Consider the following 15,143-nt stretch of genomic DNA (forward strand, 5'->3'; position numbering starts at 1 on the left):
TCGACCCAAGGAGTTGCCCATGACCGGCGTCCTCACCGACATCCTCGACATCGCGCGCGACCAGGTCCTGGGACGCGGCGAGGGACTGACCCAGGAGCAGACTCTCGCAGTGCTGCAACTGCCCGACGAGCGGCTCGACGAGCTGTTGCAGCTGGCACACGACGTCCGTATGCGCTGGTGCGGGCCCGAGGTGGAGGTCGAGGGCATCATCAGCCTCAAGACCGGCGGCTGTCCCGAGGACTGCCACTTCTGCAGTCAGTCCGGTCTTTTCGAGTCGCCGGTACGCTCCGCGTGGATCGACATACCGTCCTTGGTCGAGGCTGCCAAGCAGACCCAGAAGACCGGCGCGACCGAGTTCTGCATCGTCGCCGCGGTGCGCGGACCCGACAAGCGGCTGATGAGCCAGGTCGCAGCCGGCATCGAGGCCATCCGCAACGAGGTCGACATCCAGATCGCCTGCAGCCTCGGGATGCTCACGCAGGAGCAGGTCGACGAGCTCGCAGCGATGGGCGTGCACCGCTACAACCACAACCTCGAGACGTCGCGTTCGCACTTTCCGAACGTCGTCACGACCCACAGCTGGGAAGAGCGCTGGGGCACGCTGCGCATGGTCCGCGACGCGGGTATGGAGGTGTGCTGCGGGGGCATCCTCGGCATGGGCGAGACGCTGGAACAGCGCGCGGAGTTCGCGGCGGATCTGGCGGCCCTCGAGCCCGACGAGGTCCCCCTCAACTTCCTCAACCCGCGCCCGGGCACACCGTTCGGCGACCTCGATGTGATGCCTGCGACCGAAGCGCTCAGGTCCGTCGCCGCGTTCCGCCTGGCGCTGCCCAAGACGATCCTGCGGTTCGCGGGCGGTCGCGAGATCACGCTCGGCGACCTCGGCGCGGAGAAGGGGATCCTCGGCGGTATCAACGCCGTCATCGTGGGCAACTATCTGACGACGCTCGGCCGCCCCGCCGAGACCGATCTAGACCTCCTCAATGAACTGAGGATGCCGATCAAGGCTCTCAACGAGTCGTTGTGACCACCACCGGCAAGACGTACTGCGAGTACACCGGTCGCCCGGTGGCCGAGGGGGTCGCCGTCCCGGAATCGGTCCGGCTCGGACTGGAACCGCCGCGGTACTGCGGGTTCTGCGGCCGCCGAATGATAGTGCAGGTCTCGCCACACGGCTGGACGGCGCGCTGCTCGCGACACGGTGAACGAGACTCGTCCGACGCGTCGCTACCCTGGATCGGGTGAGACAGCCCCGAGCCCGAGCCGCCGCGGTGTCGATAGCCCTCGCACTCGCGCTCGGTGCCGCCGCCGGTATGGCGTGGGGCCTGTGGGCGCCGGGCGTCCGGGGCCTCGTGACACGCGTCGGCGTCGGTTACTACGACGGGCAGACGGATAACTTCTTCCTCGCTGTCGCGGGCTTCGTGGGCCTGTCCGCGGTCGGCGGCATCCTCAACGGTGCGGGTGTGTTTCGGGGCGGGCGGCGCACCGTGCGAGGCGTCTGGTCGGCTCTGGGCTCGGCATGCCTCGCGGTGGCGGTGGCGGCCTGGCTGGGTGAAGCCATCGTCGATGCGCGGTTCCACGGCCCCGCGGCCGTCGGCGGCGAATTCACCGCGCCGCCCACCATCCACCTGAACGGGGCAGTCGTCATGGCCCACCCGACAGGCTGGGGTTCGGGAACACTCGCCTGGCTCGCATCGTGGGTGGTGCTGCTCGCGTGGCCGACGGCGACGGCGGCCTGGTGCACCGCGGTCGCCCTGGTGCGCGGGGTAGACGAGCCCGACTCCGCCCCCGACAGCCTGGACGACGAGGCCGCAGGGGCCGCGCCGGCGGGAGCCGTGAGCGCGGAGCCCGGCGCGGCACCGTCGGTCTAGGCCGGTCCCGGAGCCGCCACGTGGACGCCCGTGGCCGCTGCGGTCCGAACGCCGAGCGCGCGGTGGAAGTCGTCGGGAACGATCAGGCTCTCGGGCGTCAGTTCCTGGATGGACTCGAGGCCCAGACCGAGGAGCGCGGAATCGATGCCGCCGCGCAGTATGTCGAGGACGTTCTCGACTCCGGCCTGGCCGTTCGCGGCGAGTCCCCAGAGGTAGGCGCGGCCGATCATGACTGCGCGCGCGCCGAGTGCGACGGCCTTCACGACGTCGGAACCCCGGCGTATCCCGCCGTCCAGGAGCACCTCGATCTCATCGCCGACCGCCTGCGCGATCGGGTTGAGGCAGCGGACGATGCCGGGCGTGCCGTCCAGGTTGTTGCCGCCGTGGTTGGAGACGGAGATCGCGGAGACGCCGGCATCCACGGCGCGCTTGGCATCGTCGACGCGGCAGACGCCCTTGAGCATGAATTCCCCGCCCCACTCCCGCACCATCCACTCGACGTCCTCCCAGGTCGGAGGCGGGGTGTTCATCCACTCGTAGTAGGCGCCGAAGAACGTGGGCCCCTTGGCCTCTCCCGGCGCGGCCAAGTTCGGTGCGGTGAGGTCGGGGATGGCACCGGACCGGGCGAAACGCCACAACCAGCCCGGGCGCAGCGCGACCTCGGGGGCCATGCGCAGAGCGGCGTGCACGTCGACCTTCTCGGGAATCTCGGGGCTTCCCCAGTCGCGGCCCATGGAGAAGGACCAGTCGAGGGTCGCGATGAGCGCCTTGGCTCCGGCTCGGCGCGCGCGGTCCATCCGCTGCACCATGACGTCGCGATCGCCGGTCCAGTACATCTGGAAGAAGGTGTTCGGATTCGCCTCGGCCACCTCCTCGATGGAGCGGGACGCGAAGTTGGACAGGCCCATGACGGTGCCACGTGCGGCGGCCGCCCGAGCCACGGCGAGTTCGCCTTCGGGGTGCACGGCCTGTACCCCCGTCGGCGAGATGATCACAGGTAGCGACACGTCGATACCGAGCACCGATGTGTTCATCGTGCGGTCGGGTTTGTGGCCCGCGACGTGTGGTGCGAGACCGAGCGCCGCGAATGCGGCCTCGTTCTCCGAGATGGTCTGTCCGCGTTCGGATCCCGCGACCAGCGCCCCATAGACCGATGCGGGCAATCGCTTCTTCGCGCGGCGCTGAGCGACGGCGACGGACTCGAACCAGGGGTTCTGCTTCCAGGGGTTCTCGATCTTCATGTCTCTCAATCGCTTTCAGGGCGGAAGTCGGCCAGGGGGGAGGCCGCGCAGGCCGAGACCGGGGGAGCGGAGTCAGGCCTGCGCCGGGTGAGCTGGAGCATCACCGGCTGGTTGCGCGTCGGGCTGAGTTTCGAATGGTTCTGCGAGGGTGCCGGGACACTCCGGTCGCGGCCCAGGGCGCCCTCGCCGTGACCCTGTACGCACTCGGGATCCGGGCCGTCGAGCGGCAGGCCGGTGAAGAACTTCGCGGCCATGCACCCGCCGCGGCACGAGTCGTACGCGTGGCAGCTCGCACACGCGCCGCCAGTCTGCGGGGCGCGTAGATCGGCGAACAGGTCGGATTGTTGCCACACGCGCCGGAATCCGCCGTCGGCGAGAAGGTTGCCCGCTTTGAAGGTGTCGTGGATCGCGAACGGGCAGGCGTACACGTCGCCGACCGGGTCGATCAGGCAGACGACGCGTCCAGCGCCGCAGAGGTTGAGGCCAGGCAGGGATTCGCCGAATGCCGCGAGGTGGAAGAACGAGTCGCCGGTGAGTACGTTCTCGCCGTTCCGTAGCAGCCACTCGTAGAGATCCCGCTGCTGCTCGGGGAGCGGATGCAGCTCATCCCACACATCCGCGCCACGACCGGAAGGCCGGAGGCGTGTGAGCCGCAGCGTCGCGCCGTACTCGTCCGCGATCGCCTTGAACTCGTCGAGTTGCCCGACGTTCTGCCGTGTGACGACCACGCTGATCTTGGCATCGGTGAAGCCTGCGTCGCGCAGATTGCGTAGAGCTCGCAGCGCAGTGTCGTACGAACCGGGACCGCGGACGTAGTCGTTGACTTCTGCGGTCGCACCATCGAGGGAGATCTGGACGTCGACGTACGGTGTGCGTGCGAGGAATTCGGCCTTCCCGCGGTCGATGCGGACGCCGTTGGTGGAGAACTTCACACCGACCTTGTGGGCGACGGAGTATTCGACGAGCTCCCAGAAGTCGGGCCGGATGGTGGGCTCGCCGCCGCCGATGTTGACGTAGAAGACCTGCATGCGCTCCAGTTCGTCGATCACGGCTTTGCACTGCTGCGTGGTCAGCTCGCGTGGGTCGCGCCGGCCCGAGCTCGAAAGGCAGTGGGCGCACTCCAGGTTGCAGGCGTAGGTGAGCTCCCAGGTCAGACAGATCGGCGCGTCGAGGCCGAGTTCGAACTGCTGGATGAGACTTCCGCCTCGCGGTCGTTCGAGTGTGGTCATGCCGCACCTCCGGTCGCTGCGCGTCGGATCATGTCGCCGTCGGCGAGTCCGGCCAGCGCGCGCAGGTACGCGGGCCGGGACTCCTCGTCTATGCCGGCCGCGTCGAGCGCGGCCCGAACGTCCCGCGCGCCCGCGAGCTCGCGGACGACCGCTACCAACTCCGGCCTCTTGAGGAAGGTCAGTCGGCGGTTGCCGAAGTGGTAGAGGAGTGCCCCGAACGGTTCCGGGCGCAGCGCCACCGACGGTGACGTCGTCCAGTGCTCGTCCAACATCGGCTCGTCCAACATCGGCTCGTCCAACATCGGCTCGTCCAACATCGGCTCGTCCAACATCGCGTCCTCCATCTGCGTGCCCTTCCGCTCCGTATCGGGGGTTGTCATCGGTAACGGGCGTTCTAGTAGACGCCGCACATGCCGTCGATCGAGACGTCCTCGATGAGGCTCTCGGCGACGACGTCGGTCTCGTCGGTCACGTGTTGATCGGCCATGTCCATCTCCTTCGTTCCGGGTTCGTTCACGCCACGGATCCCGCTTGTGACGTGCAGCACACAATAATTGCACTCGATGCAAAAAGGAAGGGTTAGGTCGATATTGCTACCGTCGGTCCATGTCACGGCAGGTCCAGCAGCGTCGGGCACCGACGGTCGGGCGCCCGGAGGTGACCTCACTGGGAGATATCGAGCGGGCGGCGTTCCGCCTGTTCGCCGATCGCGGGTTCGAGAAGACGACGATGGCTGCGATCGCAGCGGAGGCGGGGGTCTCCCGGCGGACCCTCTTCCGCTACTACCCCTCCAAGAACGACATCCCGTGGGGGCAGTTCGACCAGACCCTGACGCACCTGCGTGAACTCCTCGCCGCCGCGGATCCGGAGCTGCCGTTGTTCCAGGCGGTCCACGACTGTGTGCTCGAGTTCAACCGGTTCAGGCCCGGGGTGCCGAGCCACATCGAGCGCATGGCCTTGATCCTGGGCACGCCGGCGCTCGAGGCCCATTCCGTCCTCCGCTACGGGCAGTGGCGCGCCGTGATCGCCGAGTACGTCGCCGCGCGTACCGGCACGTCGCCTTCGGATCTGCTGCCGCGGACCGTCGGTCACGTCAGCCTGGCTCTTTCGCTGTCCGCCTACGAGACGTGGCTGGCCGATCCGGAGCAGGACCTGCTGGCCCTGCTCTCCCGCGCGATGTCGGGCCTGCGAGCGTATCTGGAAGCCTGATCCCTGTTCGTTGCGCACTTATGCTGCGATCCGTGAGGATGCGACATATAGTCGATGGGTATGACGGATCTCACAGAGTTGCAGCTCCTGACCGAACTCGAACCCGTCGTCGCCGAGAATATCGACCGGCACCTGAGGGTGGCCAAGAACTGGAACCCGCACGACTACGTCCCCTGGGACGACGGGCGCGATTTCGCGGCCCTCGGTGGCGAGGACTGGTCCGTCGAGCAGTCCCCGCTGTCCGAGGTCGCCCGGGTCGCGATGATCACCAACCTCCTGACCGAGGACAACCTGCCGTCGTACCACCGGACCATCGCCGACAACTTCACCCTGGACGATGCATGGGGCGCGTGGGTGGGCCGCTGGACCGCGGAGGAGAACCGGCATGGCATCGCGATGCGCGATTATCTGGTCGCGACGCGAAGCGTCGACCCGGTCGCACTCGAGCAGGACCGGATGACGCACCTGGAGCTCGGCGTCGCAGCGCCGGACGGCTTCGGTGGCGCACTGAATCAGGTGGTGTACGTGTCGATCCAGGAGCTCGCGACCCGCATCAGTCACAGGCAGACGGCACGGGTGTGCGACGAGCCGGTTGCGGACAGACTGCTCAAGCGGATCGCCGCAGACGAGAATCTGCACATGATCTTCTACCGCAACATCACAGGGGCGGCGCTGGACCTTGCACCGGATCAGACGATGGAGGCGATCAAGAAGATCACCACGAACTTCGTCATGCCGGGTGAGGGCAAACCCGGCTTCCGTCGCAACGGGGTCCTGATGGTCAAGCACGGCATCTACGACCTGCGTCAGCACATGGACGAGGTGCTGAAGCCGATCTTCAAGATCTGGAGGGTGTTCGATCGCGACGACCTCACGGCGCGCGGTGAGCAGGCACGTGCGGAACTCGCCGAGTTCATGGATCAGATGGAGAAGAACGTCATCCGGTTCGAGGAGTCGCGGGCTCGCGCCGTCGAGCGCGAACGTGCCCGTGCCGCGAAGCGCGGCATCGACCCCGAGAAGGTGGCCGCCGCCGGCTGACGCGGCGCGGGGTCACGACCGCTGCAGTTCCAGGAACTGATCCGCCGCGCGTCGCCCGGCGTCGAAGAGACGCTGCCGGTCCGCCGCGGTGAGATCGAAATCGAGCGAACCGATGCCGGTCGTGTCGATATAGACCGTGCGGCGCCCGACTCCTTCCTCGGCGAGCCGATAGCGCCCTGCGTCCTCGTTGGTCACGGTGCCGAGGCACGCCTTGACCAGATCCAGGGGGCCGCGCACCGGACGGTCGGGCCGGTCGGCGTCGGGCTCGGCCGAGAGCTTGACACCCCACGTGGGCCACCGCTCGGCCGCCCGGTCGGTGCGGTCGAAGACGGTGACGGGGAAGTTGTCGAGCACCCCGCCGTCGACCCAGGTGCACGTACCCCGCGACGTCTCGACCTGGACCGGCCGGAAGTAGAACGGGACGGCCATCGAGGCGTGGACAGCGGGCGCGACAGGCTGCTGGTCGGCGTCGAGGCCGTACTGGTCGTAGTCCCACGGCAGGCGCACGGACACCCGTCGGGAGAGGTCGGTGACCATCGCGACCATGTGGTAGCGCTGGTATGGCTCGAGGGAGGTTCCGGGGTCATCGGTGATACGCAGATCGGAGAACGTGTGGACTCCGGCGTCGGCGAGCAGCGGAGTCAGCCACTCCTCGAGGTAGCCGCCGGGGTGCATCCCGTCGTGTAGTAGGAGGGATATCCCGTCGCCGATGGGCCCCAGCGCGCGCTGCAGCCCGCTGCCGTCGGCGAACCGCCGGAAGTCGACGGCGTCCAGCGCGTCGCGTAGGTCGTGGAGGTCGCGGCCGGCCTTCTGGTACGCGGCGACGAGGACGCCGACGAGCGCTCCGACGCTGGTCCCCGCTATGCGAGGGAAGTGGTGGCCGGCATCGGAGAGCGTGAGCACCGCGCCGAGGAGGGCTACACCCTTCACGCCACCGCCCTCCAGCACGAGATCGACTGCGCGCGACTCCGTCACGATCTCAGGTTAGGGCATGCCGGGTCACCGGACGCCCGGTTGGCGTCGGGCGCCCGGGCAGCGCTATAGCATCGACGATTAGGTTCCGCTAGCCTAATTCCCACCGAGCGCTCGCTCGGCCGATCGACGCGGCCGCGACGGCCGTCCTAGCCTGAAGGAAGACCCTCGTGAGCACACTTCGGAGAATCGTTGCTACGGGTACCACCATGCTGGCCATCGGCGCCCTGTGTGCCGCGCCCGCGTCCGCCGACACGACCGTTCGGGACACGTCTGCCGGCGACCTCACGGTCACGTCCGCGACACCGTCGTCCGGCCAGCTCGAGCGTCAGGCCGCGGCGTTCTGGAACCCGGGGATCTCGTTGGACCAGAAGGTGGCCGTGAGCCGCGGGGGAGCGAAGGCACGTCCGGCGCTCGCGAAAGTGATGGAGTTCTCCAAGGTGTACGACTTCCTCTCGGCGAAGGCGCGCGTCAACGGCGTCTCGGTGAAGGGTGACACCGCCACGGCGACGATGAGTGCCGTGGTCGTCGGCTTCCCGGCCAACACCGCGACCTATCACTACGTGCGCGAAGGCGGCCTGTGGAAGTTCGACTGGAAGGCCAACTGCCAGTCGATGTCCTGCACCGGCAACCCGAACTTCGGTTACTGATGGCGTCGCGCTGCCCGCTCGCGTGATCAGCGTCACCGGGGTGTCGAAGCGATTCGGCGGTCGCACGGTGGTGCGCGAGGCCAGCTTCGAGGTGCCGTCGGGCACCCTGACCTACCTGCTCGGGCCGAACGGTGCGGGCAAGACGACGCTGCTTCGAATGGTGGCGGGCCTTGTACGCCCCGAGTCGGGGGAGGTGGTCGTCGACGGTATCGGTCTGGCCGATCGCCGTCGACGTGCGCCGTCGGTCGGCGTCGGACTCGGGCCGTTCTCCTGCAACCCCACGCATACCGCCGAGCAGCATCTGCGGTGGCAGGCACGCCTGCGCGGGGTCGGCGATTCGGAGGTCGTGCGCGTCCTTCGGCGGGTCGGCCTGCGTGATGTGGCGGGCCGCAGGGTCGGTGGGTTCTCGCTCGGTATGTCGCAACGGCTGGTCATCGGGTCGGCGCTGTTGGGTGCGCCCCACGTCGTCGTACTCGACGAGCCGGGGACCGGCCTCGACGTCGACGGTGTGCTCTGGCTCCGGGACCTCCTGGCCGAGCTGACCGCAGCGGGCACGACGTTGTTGGTCGCCTCGCACGACCTCACCGAGGTCGAGGCCACCGCATGCCGCGTGGTGGTGATGGGCCGGGGCAGGGTGCTCGCCGACAACAGCCGCGACGAGTTCGTGGCGCAGGGCGGCGGTCCCCGGCCGGCAGAGGCTGCCTACATCGAGATCACCAGGGGCAGCGTCGATCACGCCGTCGGCGAGGAGGCAGGATGACGACGGGCACCGTCGGTACGACTATCGCCGACCGCCACCACCTGCGCCGCGCCGTGCGCAGTGAGCTGGCGAAACTGTCGCCGCGCAGCCCCGCTCTGAGCGTGGCGGTCCCGCTGGCCGTCTTGATCCCGCTCTCTGTGAACGCGGCCATCGCGGCGGCCGCCGCGCAGAATCGGATCGACGGTTCCGGTGGGATGGACACGAACAACTCCGCCTACTGGATCCTGGTGTTCTCGACGTTCATCCTGATGGCCGGCGCCGCGTTCTCGATGGGCGCCGAGTTCGGGAACGGCACCGTGGACACCGTGTTCGCCGCGTCGGCGCGCCGTTGGACGCTGCCGGTGGCGAAGGCGATCGTCTTCGGAGCCGTGGCCGCAGTTGCCGGCGCACTCGCGACGCTGATCGTGGTGGGTGGGCTGCCTGTGGTGTTCCCCGAGATCTGGGGGCGGGTGGATCTGTTCTCGGCGACCGGGGTCGCGCTCTGGTGCGGGGTCGCCTACTACATGGTCCTGGCTACGCTGCTCGGAATCGGGTCGGCTGTCTTTCTACCGCGGGCCGGTCTCGTCATGATGGGCGTCCTGCTATGGAAGTTCGGCGTCGAGACCGCGGTCACGTTCGTCCCGGGCGACGCCGGGATGCTGCTACAGCGGCTCTCTCCGTTCCGCAACGCCGAGCTCGGTGTGGGACAGATGTCCACGATCGACAGTCTTTTCGGCGGCCGTATCGGGTCACTGGCATTCTTCACGGTGCTCTGCGTAGCGGTGTTCGCGGCGGCCGTCGCCCGCCTGTCCCGTATGGACGTCATGCGCTAGCGCCCCGGTGTGTCAGCCCGGCGGGCGGAGCGTCGCGAATTCGTCGGTCACGCGCAGATACGTGTCCTGGAACCGGTACAGGGCGGGCGGGCGACCGCCGCTGCGCCCCGATCTCGCGGTGGTGCCCGTCGCGGTGATGACAGACCGGCGGGACAGGATCCGCAGGAGATTCGTTGCGTCGACCGGATATCCGAGCACGGCGACATAGATGTCGCGCAACTCCGAGACGGGGAACTCGCGCGGCGCGAGTGCGAACCCGATGTTGGTATAAGACAGCCGCGCGGCGAGTCGTGCCCGGGCGCGGTGCACCATGACGCCGTGGTCGAAGGCGGTGTTGGGCAGGTCGTCCACGGAGTGCCATGCGGTGTCCTCCGGCAGGCGCGGCTCGGTACCTGCGCGGACCAACCCGAGGAAGACCGACGCGATCGTCCGCGATGCGCTGTCGCTGGGCGGTATCCGGTGCGGCTCGGAGAACTCCGCGAACTGTTCCAGATGGGCCACGTCCGTGAGGTCGACCTTGTCGGCGAGGAGGCGGCGCGCGGAGGTCGGCAGGTCCTCGTCCGGCCCCAGCGGGCCGCCGGGGAGGGCCCAGGCTCCCGCGGCGGGCTCCAGCGCGCGCTGCCAGAGCAGGACGGACACGCTGCCGCCGTCGACGCGGAAGACGACGGACAGGACCTCGTGGGCAGTGGGGGGCACGATGCTGGATTCTGTCATGCGCGGCATAGCGGTGCTACTGTCGAAGGCAGGTTTTCGATCAGTGAGCGAAAACCTCCCGGCGCGGCCGGGGACCCCAGCCGAAGAACAGGAGGCAGAGCGATGACCACAGCAGCATCCCTGCCCGATACCAGCTCGCCGCTCTACGACGACATCGTCGAGGCGGGCGGCCACTATGCCGGGATCGAGCCCGACGCCCGGTGGGCCGCCGAGGTCGAGCGCCTCGCGACCCTGCGCAACGCCACCATCCTGGCCCACAACTACGAGGTACCCGCGATCCAGGACGTCGCCGACTTCGTCGGTGACTCGCTCGCGCTGTCTCGCATCGCCGCGGAGGTCACCACCGACACGATCGTCTTCTGCGGAGTGCACTTCATGGCCGAGACCGCGAAGATCCTGAGCCCGGAGAAGACGGTGCTCATTCCGGACCAGCGGGCAGGCTGCTCGCTGGCCGACTCCATCAAGGCGGTCGAGCTCGAGGAGTGGAAGGCCGAGCACCCGGGGGCGGTGGTCGTCTCGTATGTGAACACCACTGCCGAGATCAAGGCACTCACCGACATCTGCTGCACGAGCTCGAATGCCGTCGAGGTCGTGGAGTCGATCCCAGCGGACCGCGAGATACTCTTCCTCCCGGACCAATTCCTCGGTGCGCACGTAAAGCGGGTGACCGGCCGCGCGAACCTGCACATCTGGGCAGGTGAGTGCCACGTGCACGCCGGCATCAACGGCGATGAGCTCGCGCAGCAGGCGCTCGAGCATCCGGACGCCGACCTCTACGTGCACCCCGAATGCGGTTGCGCCACTTCGGCTCTGTATCTCGCGGGCGAGGGTGCCGTGCCGGAGGACCGCGTGAAGATCCTCTCGACGGGTGGCATGCTCGACGCGGCTCGTGCGACCGGCGCCAAGGAGGTTCTGGTGGCCACCGAGGTGGGAATGCTGCACCAGCTCCGACGGGCAGCGCCGGGAGTCGAGTTCCGCGCCGTCAACGACCGGGCGTCGTGCAGGTACATGAAGATGATCACCCCGGCCGCGCTGCTGCGCTGCCTCGTGGAGGGGCGCGACGAGGTGTTCGTCGACGAGGAGATGGCCGCCGCCGGCCGCGTCGCCGTGGAGCGCATGATCGGCATCGGCCGGCCCGGCGGCGGGGAATGACCGATCTCCTCGTCGTCGGTGCCGGTGTCGGCGGACTGACGGCGGCACTCGCGGCCGTCGAGGCGGGCCGTGACGTGACGGTCCTGTGCAAGCCCGCCACGGATCGCGGGCCTGCGACGGCCACGGCGTTCGCACAGGGCGGCGTCGCGGTGTGTGCGCCGGACGATCCGCTGCTGGGCGACCCCGGCGACTCGATCGAACTGCACGTTGCCGACACGATCGCGGCCGGCGCCGGATACGTGGACGAGGTCGCGGCGCGGTCGATCCTGACCGGCGGTGCAGACGCGGTGCGCAGGCTCATCACGTGGGGCGCGCGTTTCGACCGAGACGGGACGGGCCTCCTCAGCCGCACGCGCGAGGGCGGACACAGCGCCCGCCGCATCGTCCACGCCGGCGGCGACGCCACTGGAGCAGAGATCCAGCGCGCGCTGACCGCCGCGGCGCGCTCGGGCGGTGTCCGCGTGCGCCGCGCCGTCGCGCAGTCCCTGCTGCTCGGGCCCGACGGTGCAGCGCTGGGCGTCCGCACCGACTGCGGCGATCTGCGCGCGGGCGCGGTCGTTCTTGCGACGGGTGGTGCCGGGCATCTCTACGCCAGCACCACCAACCCACTCGGGGCCACCGGCGACGGAATCGCGCTCGCCGCGGCGGCAGGCGCCGAGGTCTCCGGCGTAGACTTCGTGCAGTTCCATCCGACGATGCTGTTCACGCCCGGCGCCCGGGGCCGGCGGGCACTCGTGACCGAGGCGGTGCGGGGCGAGGGTGCGCGGCTCGTCGCCGCCGACGGCACCTCCGTCACCGCGGGCGTGCATCCGCTCGGCGACCTCGCGCCGCGCGACGTGGTGTCGAGGGCGGTGCAGGCAGCCATGGAACGCACGGATTCTCCGTGCGTGTACCTGGATGCGCGGTCGATCGCCGGCTTCGCGCGACGGTTTCCGACGGTTACCGCCGCGGTGTCCGACGCGGGAATCGACCCTGCGCGGGACCTCGTCCCCGTGACGCCCGGCGCGCACTACCTGTGCGGGGGCGTGGTCACCGGCCTCGACGGAGCGACGACGGTGCCCGGTCTCTACGCGGTCGGTGAGGTCGCCTGCACCGGGCTGCACGGCGCGAACCGGCTGGCCTCCAACAGTCTGCTGGAGGCGCTTGTCATGGGGCTGCGCGTGGCGTCCGCCGCGGTGTCGCCCGCGGCGAGCGCCGCCGCTGCCGATTCGGGCCCGCGACCGATCGCGGATCGGATCGCGCTGCAGGACTTGATGACCCGGTACTGCGGCGTGAACCGGACATCGTCGGGTCTGAGCCGGCTCACGGATCTGATGGACGACCCCGCGTTCGCCCCAGCGCGTATTCCGACGACCCTGCGAGATCATGAGGACGCCGCGCTCACCGCGCTCGCGCGAATAGTGGTGCATCAGGCCCGCGCGCGTCCTCCGGCCCCCACGGTCGGTGGCCGGAGAGTGACCGACCGGGCCGAGAGCAAGGAGTGTGCATGACCGACCTGACCCTCGAACCCGTCCGCGCCGAGGTCGTCGGCCTCATCCGCACGGCGTTGCGCGAGGACCTGCGCTACGGCCCCGACGTCACGACGCTGGCGACGGTGCCGGAGGGCGACCGGACGGAGGCCCGCGTCGTGAGTCGTGCGCACGGTGTGCTCGCCGGGGTGCCGGTCGCGGAGTGGGTTCTCGACGAGGTGATCGGCGTCGGGAACTACCGTGTCCCCGGCAAGACGGTCGACGGTACCGCCATCGGACCCGGGGACACCGTGATGGTGATCGAGGCGCCCACCGCGGCACTGCTGACCGCGGAGCGCACGTTGCTCAACTTCCTGACACACCTGTCGGGCATCGCCACCGCGACCGATCGCTGGGTCCGGGAGCTCGAGGGCACTGGTGCGCACGTGCGGGACAGTCGAAAGACGCTGCCGGGCATGCGGGTCCTGCAGAAGTACGCCGTGCGTGCGGGCGGCGGTCTGAACCACCGTATGGCGCTCGGCGACGAGGCGCTGATCAAGGACAATCACGTCGCGGCGGCCGGCTCGGTGACGGCGGCGGTCGAGGCCGTGCGGCGGAGGTCGCCCGGGGTGCCGCTCGAGGTGGAGGTCGACTCGCTCGAGCAGCTCGACGAGGTCCTCGCGCTCGATGTGGACCTCGTCCTCCTGGACAACTTCCCGCTGTGGATGACGCAGGTTGCGGTGCAGCGACGGAAGCAGAACGCGCCGCGCACGAGGCTGGAGTCGTCCGGCGGTCTCACGCTGGAGTCCGCCAGGGACTACGCCCGGACCGGCGTCGACCTCCTGGCGGTCGGAGCCCTCACCCACTCTGTCACCGCCTTGGATCTCGGTCTGGACATGTGACCGGCGACGGTCACATGTGAGCCGAAGGCTCGGTGTGCGACCGGCCGGGTATGCGCATCCATGCATCGGTCTGCACAATGGGCTGCATGCCTACCAAGGTCTCTGCCTACGCCGCCCAGTCCGCCACCGAGCCCCTAGCGCCCCTCGCGATCGAGCGCCGGGATCCCGGCCCGCACGACGTTGAGATCCATATCGAGTACGCCGGTATCTGCCACAGCGACATACACACGGCCCGCAGCGAGTGGGGCGCCGCGCGCTATCCGGTGGTGCCGGGCCACGAGATCGCCGGAACCGTGACCGCCGTGGGGGATGACGTCGCGAAGTACAGGGTCGGGGACCGCGTCGGCGTCGGCTGCTTCGTCGACTCCTGCCGGGAGTGCGAGCCGTGCCGCGCGGGTGAAGAGCAGTACTGCGTGCGCGGCATGACCGGCACATACAACGCCGTCGGACGCGACGGCCAGCCTACGCAGGGCGGATACTCCACGAGCATCGTCGTGGACGAGAACTACGTGTGCCGGATTCCGGAGGGGATCGACCTCGCTGAGGCCGCGCCGCTGCTGTGTGCCGGCATCACGCTGTTCAGCCCGTTGCGCCACTGGAACGCCGGCCCCGGTAAGCGGGTGGCGATCATCGGCCTCGGCGGATTAGGCCACATGGGGGTGAAGATCGCCCACGCCATGGGTGCCGAGGTGACGGTGCTCAGCCAGTCGCTCAAGAAGATGGAGGACGGCCTGCGGCTCGGTGCGGACCACTACTACGCCACGTCCGATCCCGACACGTTCAAGAAGCTGCGCGGCAGCTTCGACCTGATCCTCAATACCGTTTCCGCGAACCTGGACATGCACCAGTACTTCGGCCTGCTCGCGGTGGACGGAACGCTGGTCGAGCTCGGCCTGCCCGAGCATCCGGTCCCGGTGAACGTCTTCGATCTGACCCGGAACCGGAGGAGTTTCGCCGGATCCATGATCGGCGGCATCGCCCAGACACAGGAGATGCTGGACTTCTGCGCCGAGCACGGGCTGGGCGCGGAGATCGAGGTGATCTCCGCGGAGAAGATCAACGAGGCGTACGAGCGCGTCGTCGCCTCGGATGTGCGCTACCGCTTCGTCATCGATACCGCGACGCTGCCTGCGGTCTGACCGGCT

Annotated in this window: 18 protein-coding genes; 12 read left to right on the forward strand and 6 right to left on the reverse strand. The window is 69.0% G+C overall.

Features of this window, described 5'->3' with window-relative positions; all coding sequences use genetic code 11:
• Window positions 1-19 precede the first annotated feature (19 nt).
• From bioB to P0W64_RS01170, 3 genes are read left to right on the forward strand one after another with little or no spacing between them, the layout of a single operon-like run.
• Window positions 20-1,027: a biotin synthase BioB gene (bioB, locus tag P0W64_RS01160; protein ID WP_275478202.1), complete on the forward strand. Its 1,008-nt coding sequence runs from the start codon at window positions 20-22 to the stop codon at window positions 1,025-1,027.
• The gene (locus tag P0W64_RS01165; RefSeq protein WP_275478203.1) at window positions 1,024-1,245 is read left to right on the forward strand and encodes a hypothetical protein; all 222 of its coding nucleotides are present in this window, start codon (window positions 1,024-1,026) and stop codon (window positions 1,243-1,245) included. Before bioB ends, P0W64_RS01165 begins: the two co-directional genes overlap by 4 nt.
• Entirely contained in the window at window positions 1,242-1,871 is a 630-nt protein-coding gene (locus tag P0W64_RS01170) for a hypothetical protein (protein ID WP_275478204.1), read from the forward strand. Before P0W64_RS01165 ends, P0W64_RS01170 begins: the two co-directional genes overlap by 4 nt.
• Here the strand turns inward: P0W64_RS01170 and mftD are convergent.
• The 4 genes from mftD to mftA are packed head-to-tail and all read right to left on the reverse strand — an operon-like array spanning window position 1,868 to window position 4,834.
• Entirely contained in the window at window positions 1,868-3,112 is a 1,245-nt protein-coding gene (gene mftD / locus P0W64_RS01175) for a pre-mycofactocin synthase MftD (RefSeq protein ID WP_275478205.1), read from the reverse strand. The two genes, P0W64_RS01170 and mftD, sit on opposite strands and share 4 nt — an antisense overlap.
• 5 nt (window positions 3,113-3,117) lie before the next feature.
• Window positions 3,118-4,341 (reverse strand): mycofactocin radical SAM maturase, encoded by a 1,224-nt coding sequence (gene mftC / locus P0W64_RS01180; RefSeq protein WP_275478206.1) that lies wholly within the window; start codon window positions 4,339-4,341, stop codon window positions 3,118-3,120.
• Window positions 4,338-4,721, reverse strand: a complete 384-nt coding sequence (gene mftB, locus P0W64_RS01185) for a mycofactocin biosynthesis chaperone MftB (RefSeq protein WP_275478207.1) — start codon at window positions 4,719-4,721, stop codon at window positions 4,338-4,340. The genes mftC and mftB overlap by 4 nt, the downstream gene beginning before the upstream one ends.
• A gap of 14 nt (window positions 4,722-4,735) precedes the next feature.
• Window positions 4,736-4,834 (reverse strand): mycofactocin precursor MftA, encoded by a 99-nt coding sequence (gene mftA / locus P0W64_RS01190; protein ID WP_275478277.1) that lies wholly within the window; start codon window positions 4,832-4,834, stop codon window positions 4,736-4,738.
• 113 nt (window positions 4,835-4,947) lie between these two features.
• Here mftA and mftR point away from each other — a divergent pair, with 113 nt between their 5' ends.
• A complete protein-coding gene (mftR, locus tag P0W64_RS01195) occupies window positions 4,948-5,550 on the forward strand; it encodes a mycofactocin system transcriptional regulator (RefSeq protein WP_275478208.1) in 603 nt (200 codons plus the stop codon).
• 60 nt (window positions 5,551-5,610) lie between these two features.
• The gene (locus P0W64_RS01200; protein ID WP_275478209.1) at window positions 5,611-6,588 is read left to right on the forward strand and encodes an acyl-ACP desaturase; all 978 of its coding nucleotides are present in this window, start codon (window positions 5,611-5,613) and stop codon (window positions 6,586-6,588) included.
• A 12-nt stretch (window positions 6,589-6,600) separates the two neighbouring features.
• On the opposite strand, the gene P0W64_RS01205 is transcribed toward P0W64_RS01200, so the two are convergent.
• Complete coding sequence (locus P0W64_RS01205; protein WP_275478210.1) at window positions 6,601-7,563, reverse strand: patatin-like phospholipase family protein; 963 nt, start codon at window positions 7,561-7,563, stop codon at window positions 6,601-6,603.
• Window positions 7,564-7,730: 167 nt separating this feature from the next.
• Here P0W64_RS01205 and P0W64_RS01210 point away from each other — a divergent pair, with 167 nt between their 5' ends.
• The 3 genes from P0W64_RS01210 to P0W64_RS01220 are packed head-to-tail and all read left to right on the forward strand — an operon-like array spanning window position 7,731 to window position 9,782.
• Entirely contained in the window at window positions 7,731-8,210 is a 480-nt protein-coding gene (locus P0W64_RS01210; protein ID WP_275478211.1) for a hypothetical protein, read from the forward strand.
• Window positions 8,211-8,250: 40 nt separating this feature from the next.
• Entirely contained in the window at window positions 8,251-8,970 is a 720-nt protein-coding gene (locus P0W64_RS01215) for an ATP-binding cassette domain-containing protein (RefSeq protein WP_275478212.1), read from the forward strand.
• Window positions 8,967-9,782: an ABC transporter permease gene (locus tag P0W64_RS01220; protein ID WP_275478213.1), complete on the forward strand. Its 816-nt coding sequence runs from the start codon at window positions 8,967-8,969 to the stop codon at window positions 9,780-9,782. The genes P0W64_RS01215 and P0W64_RS01220 overlap by 4 nt, the downstream gene beginning before the upstream one ends.
• Before the next feature lie 12 nt (window positions 9,783-9,794).
• On the opposite strand, the gene P0W64_RS01225 is transcribed toward P0W64_RS01220, so the two are convergent.
• Entirely contained in the window at window positions 9,795-10,478 is a 684-nt protein-coding gene (locus P0W64_RS01225) for an NUDIX domain-containing protein (RefSeq protein ID WP_275478214.1), read from the reverse strand.
• A gap of 120 nt (window positions 10,479-10,598) precedes the next feature.
• Between P0W64_RS01225 and nadA the strand changes: the two genes are divergently transcribed.
• The 4 genes from nadA to P0W64_RS01245 all read left to right on the forward strand — a co-directional run bounded on the left by nadA (window position 10,599) and on the right by P0W64_RS01245 (window position 15,137).
• Window positions 10,599-11,648, forward strand: a complete 1,050-nt coding sequence (gene nadA, locus P0W64_RS01230; protein WP_275478215.1) for a quinolinate synthase NadA — start codon at window positions 10,599-10,601, stop codon at window positions 11,646-11,648.
• Window positions 11,645-13,138: an L-aspartate oxidase gene (gene nadB / locus P0W64_RS01235; protein ID WP_275478216.1), complete on the forward strand. Its 1,494-nt coding sequence runs from the start codon at window positions 11,645-11,647 to the stop codon at window positions 13,136-13,138. The genes nadA and nadB overlap by 4 nt, the downstream gene beginning before the upstream one ends.
• Window positions 13,135-13,998: a carboxylating nicotinate-nucleotide diphosphorylase gene (gene nadC / locus P0W64_RS01240; protein WP_275478217.1), complete on the forward strand. Its 864-nt coding sequence runs from the start codon at window positions 13,135-13,137 to the stop codon at window positions 13,996-13,998. The genes nadB and nadC overlap by 4 nt, the downstream gene beginning before the upstream one ends.
• A gap of 86 nt (window positions 13,999-14,084) precedes the next feature.
• Window positions 14,085-15,137, forward strand: coding sequence for an NAD(P)-dependent alcohol dehydrogenase (locus tag P0W64_RS01245; protein ID WP_275478218.1), 1,053 nt, complete (start codon window positions 14,085-14,087; stop codon window positions 15,135-15,137).
• The last annotated feature ends 6 nt before the right edge of the window (window positions 15,138-15,143 follow it).

It is taken from the genome of Tsukamurella sp. 8F (assembly GCF_029167375.1).
GTDB lineage: Bacteria > Actinomycetota > Actinomycetes > Mycobacteriales > Mycobacteriaceae > Tsukamurella.

Bases quoted from the DNA above. Each gene is read 5' to 3' on its own strand.
- bioB (WP_275478202.1), top strand. From the start codon at position 20: ATGACCGGCGTCCTCACCGACATCCTCGACATCGCGCGCGACCAGGTC.
- mftD (WP_275478205.1), bottom strand. From the start codon at position 3,112: ATGAAGATCGAGAACCCCTGGAAGCAGAACCCCTGGTTCGAGTCCGTC.
- mftC (WP_275478206.1), bottom strand. From the start codon at position 4,341: ATGACCACACTCGAACGACCGCGAGGCGGAAGTCTCATCCAGCAGTTC.
- mftB (WP_275478207.1), bottom strand. From the start codon at position 4,721: ATGACAACCCCCGATACGGAGCGGAAGGGCACGCAGATGGAGGACGCG.
- mftA (WP_275478277.1), bottom strand. From the start codon at position 4,834: ATGGACATGGCCGATCAACACGTGACCGACGAGACCGACGTCGTCGCC.
- mftR (WP_275478208.1), top strand. From the start codon at position 4,948: ATGTCACGGCAGGTCCAGCAGCGTCGGGCACCGACGGTCGGGCGCCCG.
- P0W64_RS01200 (WP_275478209.1), top strand. From the start codon at position 5,611: ATGACGGATCTCACAGAGTTGCAGCTCCTGACCGAACTCGAACCCGTC.
- P0W64_RS01220 (WP_275478213.1), top strand. From the start codon at position 8,967: ATGACGACGGGCACCGTCGGTACGACTATCGCCGACCGCCACCACCTG.
- nadA (WP_275478215.1), top strand. From the start codon at position 10,599: ATGACCACAGCAGCATCCCTGCCCGATACCAGCTCGCCGCTCTACGAC.
- nadB (WP_275478216.1), top strand. From the start codon at position 11,645: ATGACCGATCTCCTCGTCGTCGGTGCCGGTGTCGGCGGACTGACGGCG.
- nadC (WP_275478217.1), top strand. From the start codon at position 13,135: ATGACCGACCTGACCCTCGAACCCGTCCGCGCCGAGGTCGTCGGCCTC.
- P0W64_RS01245 (WP_275478218.1), top strand. From the start codon at position 14,085: ATGCCTACCAAGGTCTCTGCCTACGCCGCCCAGTCCGCCACCGAGCCC.